Source organism: Telluria antibiotica, assembly GCF_011682055.1.
Lineage (GTDB): Bacteria > Pseudomonadota > Gammaproteobacteria > Burkholderiales > Burkholderiaceae_D > Telluria > Telluria antibiotica.
In genome coordinates, this window is sequence record NZ_JAAQOM010000015.1 from 171,342 (window position 1) to 190,341 (window position 19,000).

At 62.6% G+C, this 19,000-nt stretch carries 18 protein-coding genes and 1 tRNA gene; 11 read left to right on the top strand and 8 right to left on the bottom strand.

The genetic code is table 11. From position 1 onward, the window contains the following. The first annotated feature begins 1 nt into the window (after position 1). The 3 genes from rlmB to HAV22_RS23335 all read left to right on the top strand — a co-directional run bounded on the left by rlmB (position 2) and on the right by HAV22_RS23335 (position 2,396). Positions 2-748: a 23S rRNA (guanosine(2251)-2'-O)-methyltransferase RlmB gene (gene rlmB / locus HAV22_RS23325; RefSeq protein ID WP_166862259.1), complete on the top strand. Its 747-nt coding sequence runs from the start codon at positions 2-4 to the stop codon at positions 746-748. 177 nt (positions 749-925) lie between these two features. Continuing rightward, complete coding sequence (gene cysE / locus HAV22_RS23330; RefSeq protein ID WP_166862261.1) at positions 926-1,663, top strand: serine O-acetyltransferase; 738 nt, start codon at positions 926-928, stop codon at positions 1,661-1,663. A 37-nt stretch (positions 1,664-1,700) separates the two neighbouring features. Then, positions 1,701-2,396 carry a YceH family protein gene (locus HAV22_RS23335; protein ID WP_166862263.1) on the top strand — a complete coding sequence of 232 codons (696 nt, stop codon included), beginning with the start codon at positions 1,701-1,703 and terminating at the stop codon, positions 2,394-2,396. On the opposite strand, the gene HAV22_RS23340 is transcribed toward HAV22_RS23335, so the two are convergent. The 8 genes from HAV22_RS23340 to HAV22_RS23375 all read right to left on the bottom strand — a co-directional run bounded on the left by HAV22_RS23340 (position 2,356) and on the right by HAV22_RS23375 (position 8,391). Continuing rightward, on the bottom strand, positions 2,356-2,838 hold the full coding sequence (locus HAV22_RS23340; RefSeq protein ID WP_166862265.1) for a hypothetical protein: 483 nt from the start codon (positions 2,836-2,838) through the stop codon (positions 2,356-2,358). The two genes, HAV22_RS23335 and HAV22_RS23340, sit on opposite strands and share 41 nt — an antisense overlap. Next, a complete protein-coding gene (locus tag HAV22_RS30910; RefSeq protein ID WP_208296339.1) occupies positions 2,760-3,911 on the bottom strand; it encodes a hypothetical protein in 1,152 nt (383 codons plus the stop codon). Before HAV22_RS30910 ends, HAV22_RS23340 begins: the two co-directional genes overlap by 79 nt. Before the next feature lie 3 nt (positions 3,912-3,914). After that, positions 3,915-4,919, bottom strand: a complete 1,005-nt coding sequence (locus tag HAV22_RS23350; protein ID WP_166862267.1) for a hypothetical protein — start codon at positions 4,917-4,919, stop codon at positions 3,915-3,917. Continuing rightward, entirely contained in the window at positions 4,916-5,785 is an 870-nt protein-coding gene (locus HAV22_RS23355; RefSeq protein ID WP_166862269.1) for an ABC transporter ATP-binding protein, read from the bottom strand. Before HAV22_RS23355 ends, HAV22_RS23350 begins: the two co-directional genes overlap by 4 nt. Continuing rightward, positions 5,782-6,147 carry a GntR family transcriptional regulator gene (locus HAV22_RS23360; protein WP_105377564.1) on the bottom strand — a complete coding sequence of 122 codons (366 nt, stop codon included), beginning with the start codon at positions 6,145-6,147 and terminating at the stop codon, positions 5,782-5,784. Before HAV22_RS23360 ends, HAV22_RS23355 begins: the two co-directional genes overlap by 4 nt. A 198-nt stretch (positions 6,148-6,345) precedes the next feature. Further along, complete coding sequence (locus tag HAV22_RS23365) at positions 6,346-7,137, bottom strand: UDP-2,3-diacylglucosamine diphosphatase (RefSeq protein WP_229421385.1); 792 nt, start codon at positions 7,135-7,137, stop codon at positions 6,346-6,348. A gap of 60 nt (positions 7,138-7,197) precedes the next feature. Further along, complete coding sequence (locus HAV22_RS23370; RefSeq protein WP_166862271.1) at positions 7,198-7,692, bottom strand: peptidylprolyl isomerase; 495 nt, start codon at positions 7,690-7,692, stop codon at positions 7,198-7,200. 81 nt (positions 7,693-7,773) lie between these two features. Further along, positions 7,774-8,391 carry a peptidylprolyl isomerase gene (locus tag HAV22_RS23375; protein WP_166862273.1) on the bottom strand — a complete coding sequence of 206 codons (618 nt, stop codon included), beginning with the start codon at positions 8,389-8,391 and terminating at the stop codon, positions 7,774-7,776. A 248-nt stretch (positions 8,392-8,639) separates the two neighbouring features. Here HAV22_RS23375 and cysS point away from each other — a divergent pair, with 248 nt between their 5' ends. The 8 genes from cysS to HAV22_RS23415 all read left to right on the top strand — a co-directional run bounded on the left by cysS (position 8,640) and on the right by HAV22_RS23415 (position 18,905). Continuing rightward, a complete protein-coding gene (gene cysS / locus HAV22_RS23380; RefSeq protein WP_166862275.1) occupies positions 8,640-10,037 on the top strand; it encodes a cysteine--tRNA ligase in 1,398 nt (465 codons plus the stop codon). A gap of 28 nt (positions 10,038-10,065) precedes the next feature. Beyond that, positions 10,066-10,734: a DNA-3-methyladenine glycosylase family protein gene (locus HAV22_RS23385; protein WP_166862278.1), complete on the top strand. Its 669-nt coding sequence runs from the start codon at positions 10,066-10,068 to the stop codon at positions 10,732-10,734. Positions 10,735-10,795: 61 nt separating this feature from the next. Next, the gene (locus HAV22_RS23390) at positions 10,796-11,773 is read left to right on the top strand and encodes an acetyl-CoA carboxylase carboxyltransferase subunit alpha (protein WP_166862280.1); all 978 of its coding nucleotides are present in this window, start codon (positions 10,796-10,798) and stop codon (positions 11,771-11,773) included. Then, positions 11,770-13,200, top strand: a complete 1,431-nt coding sequence (tilS, locus tag HAV22_RS23395; protein WP_166862282.1) for a tRNA lysidine(34) synthetase TilS — start codon at positions 11,770-11,772, stop codon at positions 13,198-13,200. The genes HAV22_RS23390 and tilS overlap by 4 nt, the downstream gene beginning before the upstream one ends. 127 nt (positions 13,201-13,327) lie before the next feature. Beyond that, on the top strand, positions 13,328-14,575 hold the full coding sequence (locus HAV22_RS23400) for an aspartate kinase (RefSeq protein ID WP_166862284.1): 1,248 nt from the start codon (positions 13,328-13,330) through the stop codon (positions 14,573-14,575). Positions 14,576-14,672: 97 nt separating this feature from the next. Beyond that, a tRNA-Ser gene (locus HAV22_RS23405) sits at positions 14,673-14,766 on the top strand. 150 nt (positions 14,767-14,916) lie between these two features. Next, complete coding sequence (locus tag HAV22_RS23410; protein ID WP_166862286.1) at positions 14,917-16,125, top strand: tyrosine-type recombinase/integrase; 1,209 nt, start codon at positions 14,917-14,919, stop codon at positions 16,123-16,125. 2,339 nt (positions 16,126-18,464) lie between these two features. Then, a complete protein-coding gene (locus HAV22_RS23415) occupies positions 18,465-18,905 on the top strand; it encodes a hypothetical protein (RefSeq protein ID WP_166862288.1) in 441 nt (146 codons plus the stop codon). Positions 18,906-19,000: the final 95 nt, after the last annotated feature.

Here is a 19,000-nt window from a genome sequence, read left to right on the forward strand (position 1 = left end):
CATGAAAAATAAAATGATTTTTGGCTTCCACGCCGTCACCTCGCGCTTGCGTCACGAGGCCGCCAGCGTGGAAGAGATCTTCGTCGATGCCGGCCGCCAGGACCGCCGCATGCAGGACCTGATCGCGAACGCGAAATCGGCCGGCGTGCGCGTGCTGCCGGTCGATGCCGAGCGCCTCGACAAGATCGTCGGCACCCGCCGCCACCAGGGCGTGATCGCGTTCGCCAGCCAGCTGTCGCTGGCGCGTAACCTGGATGAGTTGCTGGATGCGGTGGAAGGCCCGCCGTTGCTGCTGATCCTGGACGGCATCACCGATCCGCACAACCTGGGCGCCTGCCTGCGCGTGGCCGACGGCGTCGGCGCGCACGCCGTGATCGCTCCGAAGGACCGTTCCGTCGGCCTGAACGCGACGGCGGCCAAGGTGGCGAGCGGCGCCGCCGAGACCGTGCCCTACATCACCGTGACGAACCTCGCGCGCACGATGCGCGACCTGAAGGAGCGGGGCATCTGGCTGATCGGTACGTCCGACGACGCCGACAAGGGCCTGTACGAAGGCGATTTCACGGGCCCGACGGCGCTCGTGATGGGTTCGGAAGGCGAGGGCATGCGCCGGCTGACCCGCGAGACGTGCGATCTGCTCGTTTCGATTCCCATGTTCGGCTCCGTCGAGAGCCTGAACGTCTCCGTGGCCTCGGGCGTCTGCCTGTACGAGGCGCGCCGGCAGCGCCTGGCGCGCGAACCGCAGTAATTTTTGGTTCCGAAGGTGGGCACCGGGTGCCCACCCTACGATTTGCCGCACTGTCGTAGGGGGGGCTCCCCGAGCCCACCAAGCACGACCGTACCGCCTCCTCCAAATTCGATTCCCTCATAAGCAAGTACGGCGCGGATAGGCTACCATGCTGTTTCATTGCCTATGTCCACAACTATGTTTTCCAATCTGCGCGAAGATATCCGGAGCATCATTGAACGCGACCCTGCGGCCCGCAACGCATGGGAAGTGCTCACCTGTTACCCGGGCCTCCATGCCGTCGTGATGCACCGCTGGGCTCACGCTTGCTGGCGCGCGAACTTCCGCTGGTTCGGCAGGTTCATCTCGTACTTCGCGCGCGTGCTCACCGGCATCGAAATCCACCCGGGTGCGACGATCGGCCGGCGCGTGTTCATCGACCACGGCTTCGGGGTCGTGATCGGCGAGACGGCCGTCGTCGGCGACGATTGCACGATCTACCAGGGTGTCACCCTGGGCGGCACGACGCTCGTCGCCGGCACGAAGCGCCATCCGACGCTCGAGCGCGGCGTGATCGTCGGTGCCGGCGCGCAGGTACTGGGCGCGTTCACCGTCGGCGAATATGCGAAGGTCGGCTCGAACGCTGTCGTCGTGAAGCCCGTGCCGGCCGGCGCGACCGCCGTCGGCAATCCCGCGCACATCGTGCGCAAGGAAGACCAGACGCGCAGCGCCCAGATGTTCGCCGCGTACGGCGTCACCCCGAACGGCGACGACCCGCTGTCGAAGGCGCTGCGCAACCTGATCAACCACGTGGCCCAGCAGGACGAGCAGATCGAGCGCATGTGCGCGACGATGAAGGCGGCCGGCATCCGCTGCCATACGCCGGACGAGAGTGATAAACTCGACCAGGCGCAACTGAACCGGCTCGTCGATTGAAGCGAGCGGCGGGCGCTGAACGAACAAAGGATCACCGATGCAAGACGACATCCCGGGCAGCTTCGACCCGGCATCCGACCTCGACCCGCAGGAAATCCGCGTCCTCGGCGTGCTCGCCGAAAAAGAGGCGCTCACACCCGACAATTACCCGATGTCGCTGAATGCCGTGATGAACGGCTGCAACCAGCTGTCCAGCCGCGACCCCGTGATGCAGATGTCCGAGGACGTCGTGCACGACACCCTGCAGCGCCTCATGCAGCGCAAGCTCGTGAACGGCATCGCGCAGGCCGGCGCGCGCGTGATCAAGTACGAACACCGCATGCGCATCAAGTGGACGCTCGAGCAGGACAAGGTGGCCGTGCTGGCCGTGCTCATGCTGCGCGGCCTGCAGACGGCGGGCGAGATCCGCGGCCGCACGGGCCGCCTGCACGACTTCAAGTCGGTGGCCGAGGTGGAAAGCGTGCTGCAATTCCTGATCGACAAATATCCGCCGCTCGTCGCGCGGCTCGAGCGCGCACCCGGCACGAAGGAACCCCGCTACGGACAGTTGCTGGGCGGTCCGATCGACGTGGCGTCGCTGGATGCGGGCGGCGCCTCTGCCGGGGCCGGCGGCTCGACGGGCGGTTCCGCAGGCGCCCGTATCGCCCAGCTGGAACAGGAAGTGGCCGCACTGCGCAGTGAAGTCGACGAACTCAAGGCGCAGTTCGCGGCGTTCCGTCAGCAGTTCGAGTAACGGTCTCGGGCGCGTCCTCGTCGAATTGCACGAGGGCGTCGTCGGGCCAGCTGGGGTCGCCGATCGGCACCACAACGTCCCAGCCGTGCGTTTCCAGGGTGCGCAACCGCTCGCCGTCGCGCAGCACGCCTTTCACGCCCGGCCGCGGGGCGAGCGCGCCGTACTTGAATTCCTTCTTGGCGCACCAGTCCGACGTCATCATCAACGTGTTCAGCGTTGCCTTGGACAGGAACGGAATCTGTTCCTTGAAGATGGCGATGGTCACCCGGCATTCCAGGCGCAGGTCGCCCAGCCGGCGGACGTTGTCGGCGAGGCCAGCCGTGCGCACCTCGGGATGGCCCGTGTACAGGCCGTTCTTCTGGTTCAGGATGAACGTGGCGTCCGCGTCGTACGCGGCCTGGCTGCGCGCGACGGTGAGAAGGCCCGTGGCGTCGATCGGCACTTGTTCCTGAAAATTCCCGTCGTCGCTCGCGAGCCGCAACTGCAGGCCATCGGCCGCGTTCGCAGGCGGGCCATTCTTGTGGCGCATGCGGAAGCGCAACGTGGCGCTCGGCGCCAGCGCGCGGTGGGCGTCGAACGCATCGAGGCCGACGGCGACGCTGCGATAGGAGCGCATCTCGGGATCCGCGATGCCGGTGACGTGCACCGATGGCACGGGCTCGTCGGCATGCGCGGCCGGCCAGGCGCACGCCAGCAGCAGTGCGCACAACGAGAGGGCGGGGCGGATCGTCTCCACGGTGCGTTTCCTTCTCGTGTGGCGGCAGGTTCCGGCGTTGCAAAGACGAGGTCGACGACGGCGTCGTTGCCCCAGCCGGCATCGGAAAGCGGCAGGTCGAACTCGCGTCCCTTGACGCGCAGCGGCAGCGTGCGTTCGCCTTCGCGCAACACGGCGGAGGCGAGCGGCGTCTCCACGTTCACGGACCACGTGCGGTCGGCATCCTTGAAGAAGCTGCACCAGTCGCCCGTCAGGAACACGGTATTCGCCAGCGCGACGACCCAGAACGGCGCCTCCTTCTTCGCGGTGGTGACGAAGACCTTGCATTCGAGCCGCAGGTCGCCCAGGCGGCGCTGATTGTCGGCCAGGCCGGGTGTGCGCACGTACGGCCATACCCTGACTTCGCTGCGCTTGCGGCTCAGCACGAGTTCTGCGTTCGTGTCCCACGCCTGCTGGCTGCGCGGGACGTCGAACAGCGCGTCGGCGCCGACGGGCAGCGCCAGCGTGAAGTCGTCGCCGGCGAGCCTGGCCGTCGGGATGTCGCCCGCCAGCACGGCGCCGCCGCGGGTGCGGACGGCAAACCGCAGGCGGGGGACCGACGGCGCGAGCGCGTGCTGGTCGTCGAACGTGTCCAGGCCCGCGGCGATGGCGCGGTACGAATGCATCGCCGGATTCTTGATGGCATTCACGTGCACGACGCTTTCGCGGTTGGCGCCCGGCGCGACGTCGTCCTGGGCGTGTACCGCAGCGGCTGCGAGCAGGGCGAGGCCAAGGAGCCGGCTGGCGCGGATCGGGCGCATCGCTCAGCCTTCGTCGCGCCAGCGGCGCATGCGCACTGCGGCGACCAGCATGGCCACGCCCAGCGCCACGCCGATCCAGGCATCGATGCCGGCCAGCGACAGGTAGGACTGCGACACGACACCGCTCATGTCGACGCCGTTCCCAGTCATCGGCATGCCACCCAGCAGGTGGGGCTGGAACGTGAACCAGATGCCGGGGACGATGCCGGCCAGGATGCGGGCGACGACGTCGCCCGCGTAATGCGCCAGCAGCAGCGTCTGGCCGGAGAAGCTTTCGAGCGCGACATTGATCCACTTGATGACGATGAGCGCGACGACTGGTACGCCCACGGCCCACATGAACGGCTTCGATTTCGCCCAGCTCGACACGAGCATCAGCCAGCCCACGGTCGGCAGCGCCCACACGACGTACACGGGCAGCAGGGCGATGAGGCGCAGCGGCGACAAATACAGGCCGGACGACGCCAGCAGCGACGGAAACAGGTTCAACCCCTGCGTGCTGAGTACCAGGCCGACGATGACGAGCTGGGCCAGCGAGGCGATGATGGCCAGCACGAGCGTGATGGCGGGCGCGACGACCATCGCCGTGACGGCCTTCGACACCACCGTCACCGGATCGGACACGGGCAGCGATTTCCAGAACAGGATGCTGCGGTCGCGGCGCTCGTTGTACAGCGCGCCCAGGCAATAGGAAAACACGACGGCGGTCAGGATGGCGAACAGCGGCGCGCCCGCGCCCAGGTACATGCCGGTGGCGATCTTCGCCACCATCAGCTTCGTTTCCTCGGGCAGGATCTGGTCCAGGCGGGCATGGTGCAGCGTCTGCCCATTGATCGTCACGTGCGCGGGAATGCCGTGCTGCAGGATGCCGTAGGTAAACGTGCAGCTCATCAGCACGACGAGCGCCGCGCCGACGATCAGCGGTGCCCAGAACATCGAGCCCTTGTGTTCCCAGAACTCGCGCCGGAGCAGCCACTTCATCGTGTCGGTGTGTTTGTTAGTGTTCATGCGTAGGTTCCTTTCATCGTGGCGACGAACAGGTCGGCGACGCTCGGATTGCGGGTTTCGCCGAGGGCGGCCAATTGCTGGCGCGACGCGCCGCCGGGGCCCGCGTCGAACAGCAGCACGGCCTTGCCGAAGACGGTGCGGCGGTCGATCGGTTGCAGCGCGTTGGCGGCGCTCAGTTTTTCTTGCGGCACCATGACTTCGATGTAGCGCTCGCCGATCTCTTCCATCGACGCGGCCAGCACGATGCGGCCGTCGCGAATGAACATCAGGTCCGTCAGGATGTGCTCGACTTCCTCGACCTGGTGCGTCGTGATGACGATCGTCTTGTGCTCGTCAAAATAGTCTTCCAGCAGGTTCTGGTAGAACTGCTTGCGGTAGATGATGTCGAGGCCAAGCGTTGGCTCGTCCAGCACGAGCAGCTTGGCGTCGATGGCCATCACGAGCGCGAGGTGCAGCTGCACGATCATGCCCTTCGACATTTCCTTGACCTTCATCGACGGCTGCAGCTTCGTGTTCGCGAGATAGCGTTCGGCCTTCTCGCGGTTGAAGCGCGGATGCACGCCGGCCACGAAGTCGATGGCGTCGCGTACGCGCAGCCAGCGGGGCAGGATCGCGACGTCGGCGATGAAGCAGACGTCCTGCATCAGTTCGTCGCGGTGCGTGCGCGGGTCGAGGCCCAGCACCGACAACTGGCCTTCGAACGGGATCAGGCCCAGCGCGGCCTTCAACGTGGTCGTCTTGCCCGAGCCGTTCGGGCCGATCAGGCCGACGATGCGGCCGGCGGGGATCGTGAAGTCGATACCGTTCACGGCCGTGCGCTTGCCGTAGCGTTTCGTCAGGCTTTTCGCTTCGATGACGGCGCTCATTTCCCGCCTCCGACCGGTTCGCGCAGCAAGTGCTCGACGTTCAAGCCAAGGCGGCGGATCCGTTCCAGCATCGCCGGCCATTCCTCGCGCAGGAAGCGTTCCCTTTCGCTGGCGAGCAGTTTTTCGCTCGCGCCTTCCGTGACATACATACCGATCCCCCTTCGTTTTTCCACTAAGTTGTCGTCGACCAGTTCCTGGTAAGCCTTCGAGACCGTGATCGGATTCAGCTGGTATTCCGCCGCGATCTGGCGCACGGAGGGGAGCGGGTCCCCAGCCTTCAACGCGCCGTCGAGCATCATGCCGATCACCCTGTCCTTCAATTGCCGATAAATGGGCGAGTTGTCATTCCAGCCGATCGTCATTGCCGGCCCCCTTTCGTCGTAGCGCAGTCCATGTCATGCCTGCCTCCGTGTTGGTGATGTGATGTTGTGGTGTTGTAGTGAAGTATAACACCTAGTCGAGCCGAGTCAATACGGAAGATGCCAAGGCGACCTAACAGGATTGACAGGGTATGGTCAGCGTTCGGAACGTGAGCCCGACCGGGCAGTCAAACGATCGGATCAGGCCAGTTCGTGGCCGGCGAGGTCGACACGCAGGATGCGTCCGTCTTCGTCGATGGCGATCCAGCCGCCCCGGACGGGTTCCTCGTCGAGTTCCCAGTCGGGCAGCACGTAGCGCCGCATGCCGCCGGTCTCGTGCAGGGCAGGGCGGTGCGTGTGGCCGTGGATGATGACGTCGGTGTCGGTGTCCGCATGCAGCGCCGCGACGGCGGCCGCGTTGACGTCCATGATCTCGTACGATTTTTCCGCGTGCGCCGCGCGGCTGCCTTCGCGCAGTCCGGCGATGATCGCCTTGCGCTGCGCCAGCGGCATGGCGAGGAATTGTTGCTGCCACGCGGGGTCGCGCACCTGCGCGCGGAAGGCCATGTATTTGGTGTCGTCCGTGCACTGGGCGTCGCCGTGGACGAGCACGACCCGGGTCTCGGCGCCCCCGCGGCCCGGGAACGTCGCGACGTGCGGTTCCGGCAGCAGCGTGAGGCCGGCCACTTCGGCGAAGCGGGTGCCGACGAGGAAATCGCGGTTGCCGCCGAGCCAGTAGACGGCCGTGCCGCCGTCGCTCACGCGGCGCAGCGCGTCGACGACGCTGCGATTGAACGGGTCGTCGACGTCGTCGTCGCCGGCCCAGTATTCGAAGATGTCGCCGAGCAGATAGAGCCGCTCGGCATGCGCCGCGCGTTCGGCCAGGAAGCGGAAGAACGCCTCGGCCGTGCGCGGATGGGACGCCTGCAGGTGCAGGTCGGAAATGAAGAGTGCGAGCAAGCGCGCGGGAGGAGTCATCGCTGGTGAGGTCATCGTGTTACCAGGACGACCGCCGGGCGAACGTCCCGCGCGTCATGCCTGCCTGTTCGGGAATTACTGGACGACTTCGACTTTCTCGATGATCACGTCGTCGTTCGGCACGTCCGAGTGCATGCCGGCGCGGCCCGTCTTGACCGTGTTGATCTGGTCGACGACGTCCTGGCCTTCGACGACCTTGCCGAACACGGCATAGCCCCAGCCGTCCTGGCCCGGGTAGTTCAGGAAGTCGTTGTTCTTCGTGTTGATGAAGAACTGGGCCGATGCGGAGTGCGGGGCCATCGTGCGGGCCATCGCGATCGTGTACTTGTCGTTCTTGAGGCCGTTCTTGGCTTCGTTCTCGACCGTCTGGTCGGCGGCTTTTTGCTTCATGCCCGGCTCGAAACCGCCGCCCTGAATCATGAAGTCCTTGATCACGCGGTGGAAGATGGTGTTCGCGAAGTGACCCTTGTTCACGTATTCCAGGAAGTTGGCAACGGTCTTCGGTGCCTTGTCGGCGTCCAGTTCGACCTTGATGTTGCCCTTGTTGGTGGTCATGAGTACGGTGGTCATGTTTGTGTCCTGTGATGGTTGGTGATGCCGCGGCTCCCGGCGCAAAGCGACGCTGGTTGCCGGGCCAGAATTGCGAGTTCGCTATTTTACTAGCTTATCGCCCTTGAGGATGGTCGCGGACTGGATCACGACGGGCGTCACGGGCACGTTTTCGAGCCCATGGATGTCGTCGACGACGACGCCCTTGATCTTGTCGACGACGTCCTGGCCTTTCACGACCTTGCCGAACACGGTATAGCCGGAGCCCTGCATGTTCGGATAGTCGAGGCCGGGATTGTCGACGACGTTGATGAAGAACTGGGAGGTGGCCGAGTCCGGATTCGATTCGCGCGCCATGGCGACGGAATATTTTTCGTTCGACAGCCCGTTGTTGGACTCGTTCTTGATCGGTTTGTTCGTCTTGCGGCCGTGGAACTGGGCGTCCATGCCGCCGCCCTGGATCATGAAGCCGTCGATCACGCGGTGGAAGATCGTGCCTTTGTAAAAGCCGGACTTCACGTACTTGAGGAAGTTGTCCACGGCGATCGGCGCCTTGTCGTGGTTCAGTTCCAGCACGATCTCGCCCATCGACGTTTTCAGCGAGACTTGCGGTTCGGCGGCGAACGCGGCGGCGGACAGTGCCAGCGCGGCCAGGCCGGCGGCGAACCGGACGGCGAACCGGGTGGCGAGCGGGGCGCCGGGCGATTTCAGGACGTGCATCGTAGCTTCCTCTCGGTGGATATAGCGCAAAGTGATGTCAAGGGTTTTGCAGAAAAATAAACCTAAGGCATATGCGGCCAGTCGGGATTTTATCAATGCTATACTTTGCGACGGACTGCCGATTCTATCAAAAAGAACAAGGTTCCCTGAAATCGCGGTCCTGACACTCCCGACGTGTATGCCCCGTCCCGGCATCGCCGCAAGGCTGCGCATCGAGCGTCATGCTCCAACCCTCTAGCAAACATCCGATGAGCCAACTCAAGATCTACAACACGCTCGCGCGTGACAAGCAGGTATTCGTTCCCCTTCAACCCGGCAAGGTCAACATGTATGTGTGCGGGATGACGGTGTACGACTACTGCCACGTTGGTCACGGCCGGATGATGATGGCGTTCGACGTCATCTACCGTTGGCTGAAGGCGTCGGGCTATGACGTCAAGTACGTCCGCAACATCACGGACATCGATGACAAGATCATCAAGCGCGCCGTCGAGAATGGCGAAACTATGACGGCGCTAACGACCCGCTTCATCAAGGCGATGGACGAGGACACGGCCGCGCTGGGCATCCTCCCGCCGGACGTCGCGCCGCGCGCGACGGACTACGTGCCGCAGATGCTGTCCATCATCGACAAGCTGGAAGCGAAGGAACTCGCCTACCAGGGCGCCGATGGCGACGTGAACTATGCCGTCCGCAACTTCCCCGGCTACGGCAAGCTGTCCGGCAAGTCGCTGGACGATTTGCGCGCCGGCGAGCGGGTGGACGTCAACACGGGCAAGCGCGATCCGCTCGACTTCGTGCTGTGGAAGGCCGCGAAGGAATCCGAGCCGGACGAGGCGAAATGGAATTCGAAATGGGGCAAGGGACGCCCCGGCTGGCACATCGAGTGCTCCGCGATGTCGTGCGCCATGCTGGGCGAGCACTTCGACATCCACGGCGGCGGCGCCGACCTGCAGTTCCCGCACCACGAGAACGAGATCGCGCAATCGGAAGGTGCGTTCGGCGCGCCGATGGCCAATTACTGGATCCATAACGGCTTCGTGCGCGTCGATAACGAGAAGATGTCCAAGTCGCTGGGCAATTTCTTCACGATCCGCGACGTGCTGAAGGAATACGATGCCGAAGTCATCCGCTTCTTCATCCTGCGCGCCCACTACCGCAGCCCGTTGAATTATTCGGACGTGCACATCGACGATGCGAAGGGCGCGCTGACGCGCCTGTACACGGCGCTGGCCGAGGTGGACGCGGGCAGCGAACCGGTTCAGGTCGACTGGGACGAGCCGCACGCGCAGCGTTTCCGCGAGGCGATGGACGACGATTTCAATACGCCGCTCGCGGTGGCCGAACTGTTCGACCTGGCGTCGGACGTCAACCGCAGCAAGTCGGTCGCGGCCGCGCGCCAGCTGAAAGCGCTGGCCGGCGTGCTGGGCCTGCTGGAGCGGAGCCCGCAAGCCTTCCTGCAGGCCGGCAGCCCCGGTACGGGCGGCCTGGACGAAGCCGATATCCTCGATGCCATCGCGCGCCGCGCGGCCGCCAAGAAGGCGCGCAACTTCGCGGAGGCGGATGCGATCCGCGCCGAGCTGACGGCGGCCGGTGTCGTGCTTGAAGACAAGCCGGACGGCAGCACCAACTGGCGCCGCGCCTGACGCCAGCGCGCCCGGACCCATCACGAGCATGGCACTTTCCAAGGACCTCACGGGCGCCGTTCCCGCGCCGTCGGACGTTCAGCCTTCCGTCCCCCCGTACTGGGCGGAGGCGAAGGCCGAGCTCATGCGCCGCGACCGCATCATGAACAAGCTGATCCCGCAGTTCGGCGACATGCACCTGCGCGGCCATCCCGATCCGTTCACCACGTTGGCCCGCTCCATCGTCGGCCAGCAGGTGACGGTCAAGGCCGCCGAGGTCGCCTGGACGAAGCTGCGCGAGCTGTGTCCGAAGATGACGCCGTCGCAGGTCATCAAGGTCGGCGCGGCGGACCTGGCCGGCTGCGGGCTGTCGAAACGCAAGACGGAATACATCCTCGACCTGGCCGACCATTTCAAGGCGAAGCGCGTCCATGCCGACCAGTGGTCGCAGATGGACGACGAAGCTGTCATCGCCGAGCTGGTCCAGATCCGCGGCATCACGCGCTGGACAGCCGAGATGTTTTTGATATTTAATCTGCTCAGACCGAACGTCCTGCCCCTGGACGATTCCGGCCTGATCCAAGGTATCAGCCAGAATTATTTTTCCGGCGAACCCGTCTCGCGCAGCGATGCGCGCGAGGTGGCGGCGAACTGGGAACCCTGGCGCACCGTTGCCACATGGTATTTGTGGCGTAGCCTGGATCCGGTTCCGGTATAAAATAGCGCCCTTGCCGCCGCGTGGACGATCTTCCGCGGCCACGAACACACCCGGAGGTACAATGAGTAAAACAACTTTCCTCAGTTTCGAGCAGCCGATTGCCGAGCTCGATTCCAAGATCGAAGAGCTGCGCTTCGTGCAGGATGATTCCGCCGTCGACATCTCGGAAGAAATCGATCGCTTGGCCAAGAAGAGCCAGCAACTGACGAAAGACATCTATGCCAAGCTGACCCCTTGGCAGGTTTCCCAGATCGCCCGCCATCCGCAGCGTCCGTACACGATGGACTACGTGAACGCGATCTTCACCGATTTCCATGAGCTGCACGGCGACCGTACCTTCGCCGACGACCAGTCGATCATCGGCGGGCTGGCCCGTTTCAACGGCCAGTCGTGCATGATCATCGGCCACCAGAAAGGCCGCGACACGAAGGAACGCGCGGCGCGCAACTTCGGCATGCCGCGCCCGGAAGGCTATCGCAAGGCGATGCGCCTGATGAAGCTGGCCGAGAAATTCAATCTGCCGATCTTCACGTTCGTCGATACGCCCGGTGCATTCCCCGGTATCGACGCGGAAGAACGCGGCCAGTCGGAAGCCATCGGCCACAACCTGTACGTGATGGCCGAACTGAAAGTGCCGCTGATCGCCACGATCATCGGCGAAGGCGGCTCGGGCGGCGCGCTGGCGATCGCCGTCGGCGACGCCGTGCTGATGCTGCAATACGCCACGTATTCCGTGATCTCGCCGGAAGGCTGCGCGTCGATCCTGTGGAAGACGTCGGAACGTGCGGCCGACGCGGCCGATGCCCTGGGCCTGACGGCGCACCGCCTGAAGGCGATGGGCCTGATCGACAAGATCGTCAACGAGCCGCTGGGCGGCGCTCACCGCGACCCGGCCCAGATGGCCCAGTTGCTGAAGCGCGCCCTGGCCGACACGCTGCGCCAGTTCCAGGGCATGAAGACGAAGGACCTGCTCGATGCCCGTCACGCCAAGCTGATGGCCTACGGCAAGTTCAAGGAAACGACGCCGCGCGAAGAGTGAGCCGTCGTCCCCACGGGCCGGGCGCCGCGTCCGGTGCGGCCGCCTCATTCGCGCAGGCCATCGAGGTCCTGCGCGCAGAATATCTCCCCGATGCGCTGCCCCCGGTCGCGGTCGCCCTCAGCGGCGGCCTCGACTCGATGGTCTTGCTGCGCCTCGCGCATGCGCACGGGCTCGACGTCCGTGCGCTGCACGTCCACCACGGCCTGAGTCCGAACGCGGATGCGTGGCGCGACCATTGCGCCGCCGCCGCCGCCGAGCTCGGTATTCCGTTCGACTGGCGAGCCGTCGTCGTCGCGAAAGGGAAGAGCGGCATCGAGGCGGCCGCCCGCAAGCTGCGCTATGCGGCGCTGGGCGAGATGTGCCGCGCCCACGGCGCCGGCGTGCTGCTGACGGCCCACCATCTCGATGACCAGGTCGAAACCGTGCTGCTGCAATTGCTGCGCGGCTCGGGCCCGGCCGGCCTGTCCGGCATGGACCCCGCCAACCGCGCGCCCGGCCTGCTGGGCGACGAACGCCTGGCGATGGCGCGCCCGCTGCTGGGCGTCGCGCGCGCCGACCTCGAAGCGTTTGCGCACGAGCAGGGTATCGCCTGGGTCGAGGACGAATCCAATACCGACCCCCGCTATGCCCGCAACGCGTTGCGTCACCAGGTGATGCCGGCGCTGGCCGCCGCGTTTCCCGGCTACCAGCAACGAGTCGCGCGCAGCAGCGCCCACACGCGCTCGGCCCAGCGCCTGCTGGACGAGCTGGGTGCGCAGGACCTGGCAACCTGCCTGGCGGGCGATGGGCTCGATCTCGTGCGCGTGCGCGCGTTGAGCCGCGACCGCATCGACAACCTGCTGCGTCACTGGTTCTCCGTGCGCCGCCTCGCGATGCCGTCGACGGCGTGGCTCGTGCAGATGGTGGCGCAGATCCTGTCCGCGCGCGACGACGCGCAACTGCTCGTGGAGCACCCGGACGTCGAGGTGCGGCGCCACCGCGACCATCTGTTCCTCGTGCCGCGCCGGCCGCATCTGGCCGGCATGCGCGATCCCGACGACGCCGGCATCATCGAGAAGCATGCGCACGCGTTCCGCTGGCAGGGCGAGGCGTCCATCGCGTTTCCGGACTACGGCGGCGTGCTGCACTTCGACGCGGCCGAGCGCGGGTTCGATCCCGCCTGGCTGCGCGCGCAGGGCCTCGAGATCGATTTCCGCAAGGGCGGCGAAAAACTCAAGCTGGCGCACAACCGGCCGTCGCGCAGCCTCAAGATGCATTACCAGGCGAGCGGCGTCCCGGCCTGGGAGCGGGGGCGCCTGCCCGTCGTGAATGCGGGGTTCGACTTGCTGTTCGCGGCGGGGCTCGGGATGGATTGCCGACACGTGACCGAGGGCCCGGGCCGCGTCGCGCTGCGTTGGGAAAGCGCGACGCCAGCCATCCCGGGTTAATACCCTTTCCGTATTACCATATTCCTATTCCGTATAGATTTCGGCCCTTGACGGCTTGTGATTCCGCGCCGCAGCATGTAGAGTTAAAGGCTCATTTGATTTTTTACAAGCGGAAATCCCTTCAGTCATGGCCTTAATAGTCCACAAATACGGCGGTACGTCGATGGGTTCGACGGAACGCATTAAAAACGTCGCGGCGCGCGTCGCCAAATGGCACGACGCCGGTCATAGAGTCGTTGTCGTCCCCTCGGCAATGTCCGGTGAAACCAACCGTCTGATCGGCCTGGCGAAAGAGATTATGTCGCAGCCGGACCCGCGTGAACTGGACATGATCGCCTCGACCGGCGAGCAGGTGTCCGTGGGCCTGCTGGCCATGGCGCTGCTGGCGCGCGGCAAGGATGCCGTGTCGTACACGGGCTGGCAGGTGGGCATCAAGACGGACTCCGCGTTCACGAAGGCCCGTATCCAGTCGATCGACGACAGCCGTGTGCGCGCCGACCTCGACGCCGGCAAGATCGTCATCATCACCGGTTTCCAGGGTGTGGATGACGAAGGCAATATCTCGACGCTGGGACGCGGCGGTTCGGACACCTCCGCCGTCGCCATCGCGGCCGCGCTGAAGGCCGACGAATGCCTGATCTACACGGACGTCGACGGCGTCTACACGACCGACCCGCGCGTCGTGAGCGAGGCGCGCCGCCTGCACAAGATCACGTTCGAGGAAATGCTGGAACTGGCGTCGCTGGGCTCGAAAGTCCTGCAGACCCGCTCCGTGGAATTTGCCGGCAACTACCGCGTGCCGACGCGCGTGCTGTCGTCGCTGACCGACCCCCTGATGCCGCTGGAAGAAGAAGCCAACTCGGGTACCCTGATTTCGTTTGAGGAAGAAAGCAACATGGAACAAGCCGTCATCTCGGGCATCGCCTTCCACCGCGATGAAGCCAAAATCACCGTCCTGGGCGTGCCCGACAAGCCGGGCGTCGCTTACCACATCCTCGGGCCGATCTCGGAGGCCAATATCGAGGTCGACATGATCATACAGAACCAGTCGGTCGACGGTAAGACCGACTTCACGTTCACCGTGTCGCGCAACGATTACCAGCGCGCGATGAGCGTCCTGGAAGGCGTGCAGGCCGAGATCGGCGCCGCGAAGATCCTGGGCGACGCCAAGGTGTCGAAGGTGTCGGCCGTGGGCGTGGGCATGCGCAGCCACGTGGGCGTGGCGTCGCAGATGTTCCGCACGCTGTCGGAAGAGGGCATCAACATCATGATGATCTCGACCTCCGAGATCAAGATTTCCGTCCTGATCGACGAGAAATACATGGAGCTGGCCGTGCGCGCGCTGCACAAGGCATTTAACCTCGAGCAAGCTTAACTTTTTTCAAAAATTTAGCCGTGCTTCCTTGACCAAACGAGGTGCGGCTATTAATATGCGTGCACTCAGCGCTGACGCATAAACGTTGATGCTGACTGGAGGCGTGGCCGAGTGGCCGAAGGCACTTCCCTGCTAAGGAAGCATACGGGCTTAAACCTGTATCGTGGGTTCGAATCCCACCGCCTCCGCCAAGATGCGAAAAGAAAGCCGTCGAAAGACGGCTTTTTTTTCGTCTGTCTCATAGGAGAAAGCGGCGAAAACGTTGTCCAGTGAGCTCCTCCGGAAACCGCCTCAATCCAGATCAAGCGCGGGGGTAAAAGCGGGGGTAGGATTGAGCCACTATGCCGCTCAACCTGAACAAGCTGTCCGCACTGGCAGTCACCAAATTAAGCAAGCCGGGCTATTACGGCGACGGTGGCGGCTTATGGTTGCAAGTCGCTAGAACCGGCTCCAAGAGCTGGATTTTCCGCTTCAAAGTGGCCGGCAAGCAGCGCGAAATGGGGCTGGGCGGCTTACGTACTGTCGACCTGGCTACGGCGCGTACGCTGGCTCGCGAATGCCGCGCGCAACTTCTCGACGCCAAGGATCCAATTGAGGTCCGCAAGGCAAAGCGGCTCGCGGAGGCGCTACGGCGAGCTCGGTCGATGACCTTTGACCAATGCGCGACGGCTTACATCAACGCACACAAGGGAAGCTGGAAGAACGCGAAGCACGCCGAGCAGTGGAAAAATACGCTCGCGACTTATGCTTCGCCCATCATGGGTGCGCTTCCGGTGGCCGACGTTGACACAGATCTCATTGTCAAGGTGCTCAGTCCTATCTGGGGAATCAAAACGGAGACCGCGACGCGCGTGCGCGGCCGGATCGAAAGCGTCCTCGATTGGGCGACCGTAAGCCGGTTCCGGCAGGGCGACAACCCAGCGCGCTGGCGCGGGCATCTAGAAAATCTGCTGGCCAATCCCGATAGAATCGCGCCTGTCCGGAACCATCCTGCCTTGCCGTGGCGTGAGGTCCCGGCATTCATGGTGCTGCTGGCGCAGTCTCGGGGCGTCGCAGCACGGGCCACTGAGTTCACAATCCTTACAGCCGCGCGCTCAGGTGAGGTGCGCGGTGCGACATGGGAAGAAGTGGACCTTGAGGCGAAGCTGTGGACCGTTCCCGCGGCGCGGATGAAAGCAGGGAAAGAGCACAGGGTTCCGCTGTCGACCGCGGCGATAGCGCTGCTTGTCGCGCTGCCGCACCGGAAGGGTTTGATCTTTCACGGTCGATACCAAAGTGCGGCACTGTCAGACATGAGTCTGACAGCAGTCCTTCGTCGCATGGGACGTGGCGACATCACGATTCATGGTTTTCGCTCATCGTTCCGCGACTGGTGTGCGGAGGCGGTCGGGAATGCTTTCTCACGGGAGGTGTGTGAGCACGCACTGGCGCACAGCTTGCCGGACAGGGTGGAAGCAGCTTATCGCCGAGGCGACCTGTTGGACAAACGCGTCATGCTTATGCAGGCCTGGGCTGACTACTGCGGAGCCCCAGCGCACGCGAAGTCTTAGCGCTTCTAAAAGTAACCTCGAATTTGAACGGAGAGGCCATGCGGAGTTGAAGTCTCGAGGCGCATTTTCAGATCGATCGTCGCAGATGGCGATTCCCAGCATGTTAGGGCCATAGTTGACAAATGGACTTTCGCCGGGCAGCCCGCATAACCGTGGGAAGCGTGGCTGAACCGCCTGTCGGCGACCACGTACTCGTCGGTGCCGAACGAGCCGACGGGGGGGCGCAGTCTTCTTCGAGACCGAGCCGGGCAGCGTATTACACTCAGAAAGGACGCCTCCGCGCATCATCCTCTGAATCCGTTTTCAACCTATCCTTGACAGGTTCAAATGGCTTAAGCCGCTTCTTCAGCCGGGGCAAATCCGTCACCTTCTCCGTGTTACAGCGGCCACCCTCAGGCATCCAGAGCGCGACACACTTGTCCTGCTGCTGGGCCTTACGGCTGCAATGCGCGTGACCGAAACCGAGCAAATTTAGGTACAGGGCGTCCTGTGCCCGTCTGATGTAGCCTGCGCGTAGCGATCACGAAAGGATGCCGGTAACGCTGCATTTACCTGAGCTACGCTGAGGCCATTGAGACGCTTGATCGATACCTCGAGTGCCGGATAGCCTGACGGCTGCATTACCAACGACCCCGGTCGCCATCGGGGTTTGGAACCGTCATGGAAGCTGATCCTGACGCACAAGGGCTACAAGTTCCGCTTGAACGCCAAGCGGCGCGTGAGTTGGGCCGGCGAGCCAGTCGAGTACGTGACATGCGATAGCCTATAGTCCCACGTCACGAAACTATATCGGGACGCGGGGACGGGGGCGTCGCACAGCGGCCGACGTACCATAGCTTCACGGCTGATCTAACAAGGCGCGGACGTGGGAACCGTCCAGCTTCTGCTCGGACATGCCAAGCTAGATCACGTCGACCGTACTTGCAGGTCTCGCCAAGACGACTAGAAAAGATGTTTGCAAGGGTTCTTTAACCGCGCATCCCCAAGGGTAAGCACGAGTACTACAACTGCAGAGCCAGCGCTACAACTTTTATGACGATATCCAGTCAATTTCTATGGACTTGCGTACAACACGCTTATAAAATTGCAAATACGAAATTTATGTTGTTAAAAGTTCGAAGCAAGCGGCTATACGCTGGGTATTGGAGAGGGAAGACACGACGTCTAGTGGGAAGGGAGCCCACAGTCAACGGGGCCATCAAAGCAGTCCCGCATGCGCGTGAACTGAGCGAGCGGGGAGAGTATAGATCGCTCGCCCTTGGTCCCCTAGCAGATGCGCAGCTCAGGGCGCAATATGCGCTCGATACCGTCCTGGGCCGGAATTAAGGAAAAAGAAGTCCCTAAAATTGCGAGGCTGATGATGGAAACATCGGTAGCGTGTAGCTGCGGTGGCACAAACGAACGGTGCTTCCGGTGCGATGGCACCGGATATGTTCAATATTTGCCGGGAGAGAGAGGGGAAAATATCTTCGTACTCCCTCAGTCTCCTGAGCCGACGGTACGTCCACTTTGGCCATATGGCTTGCCAAACCCCCCGCCAAAGGCAAAAGGTAAGAATCGGAAAAAAAAGACTAGGACAGTAAAACAAATCACCCCTACGATAAGGCTTCCAATAACTAAGCGTTGCGGATATTGCGGAATACAAAGTTCTATCGAGCATTTTGCCAAATACCACAGGCTTTGTCATGCTCGATGGCTTGAGCGAACGTCCGCGAGGGTAGATCCACCGATAAACACAAAATCGGCGAATCCAGGACATGTCGCGGCGCCGTCATTTGTAGCAACTAAGGATGGCTACAACCTAATTGCAACAGCGACAACTGTCTGCACATTATGTAAATGCAAAATTCGGGTTAAGAACCTTTCGCGTCATATGAGGCGTGCACACTTGGTCGAACCGGTTAGCCGATTACCTACACAAGCTCTGCCTGACTTTAAAACGCGTGTGAAGGGCGAAAGTATAGCAAAGCGAGGGACAGAGAATAAAAATACCTATGACCATGAATGGCATGACAGTCGAGATGCTAGTAAATATATGGGTCATTTAGCCCGTGACTACGGTGCATTCGGCTCAATGCCAACGTATGATGATTTTAGTGACGAAGGTAATCCAGACTGATCGAGTCGTTCAAGGAACACTTGCAGTATTCTGATCTCGATGTGGACAAAGCGTGTCGTCAGAGGCTAATTCTTGGAGACAGTGCAGTTGGTCATATGCGTTGGTCGATTGAATACGACCTTGACCGTCGTCGAGATACAGTTACCTAAAATCATGTTTTCAGTTTATCATCGTGAAAACCAATAATAATATTTCTTTATAACAATTTCTGAGAGTCCGGATGAGCGTTAACAATGATGGGTACTTGCAGCAACTTGATGAATTTTTAAGCAGGCCAAATCAAATGTGGCTGCTTGGCGCCGGCGTGAGCTTGGATGCAGGCTTGCCACTTATGTATCCCTTAACAGATCGCGTCATAGAACTAGCAGTTGGGTCGCCGCATAAGCCATTGCTAGATGCGCTGTTAGCAGATCTCCCCCGTGGCACACACATTGAACATGTCTTGAGCCAGCTTGGTGATTACAATACTCTCGCAAGAAGAAGTAGTTTCGGCAAAGCGGTTATCGGGGGTACAGAATATACAATCGCAGACTTAGAGGCGGCCCACACTGAAATACTCAAAGATATCGCAGATACAGTGCGCTGGGGATACAAACCGGCGAGGGGCGGTAATCCTGCTGTTGTGGGGTGGCTTTGTTGCATAAATCAGCTGGGCACGTAATGCCCCCAATCCCGGACGGAATTACGGCATGGCGACCGTCGTGGGCGTGCCCAACCGTGTGAAGCGATTGAGGATAGCGGCACGTACCTGCAACT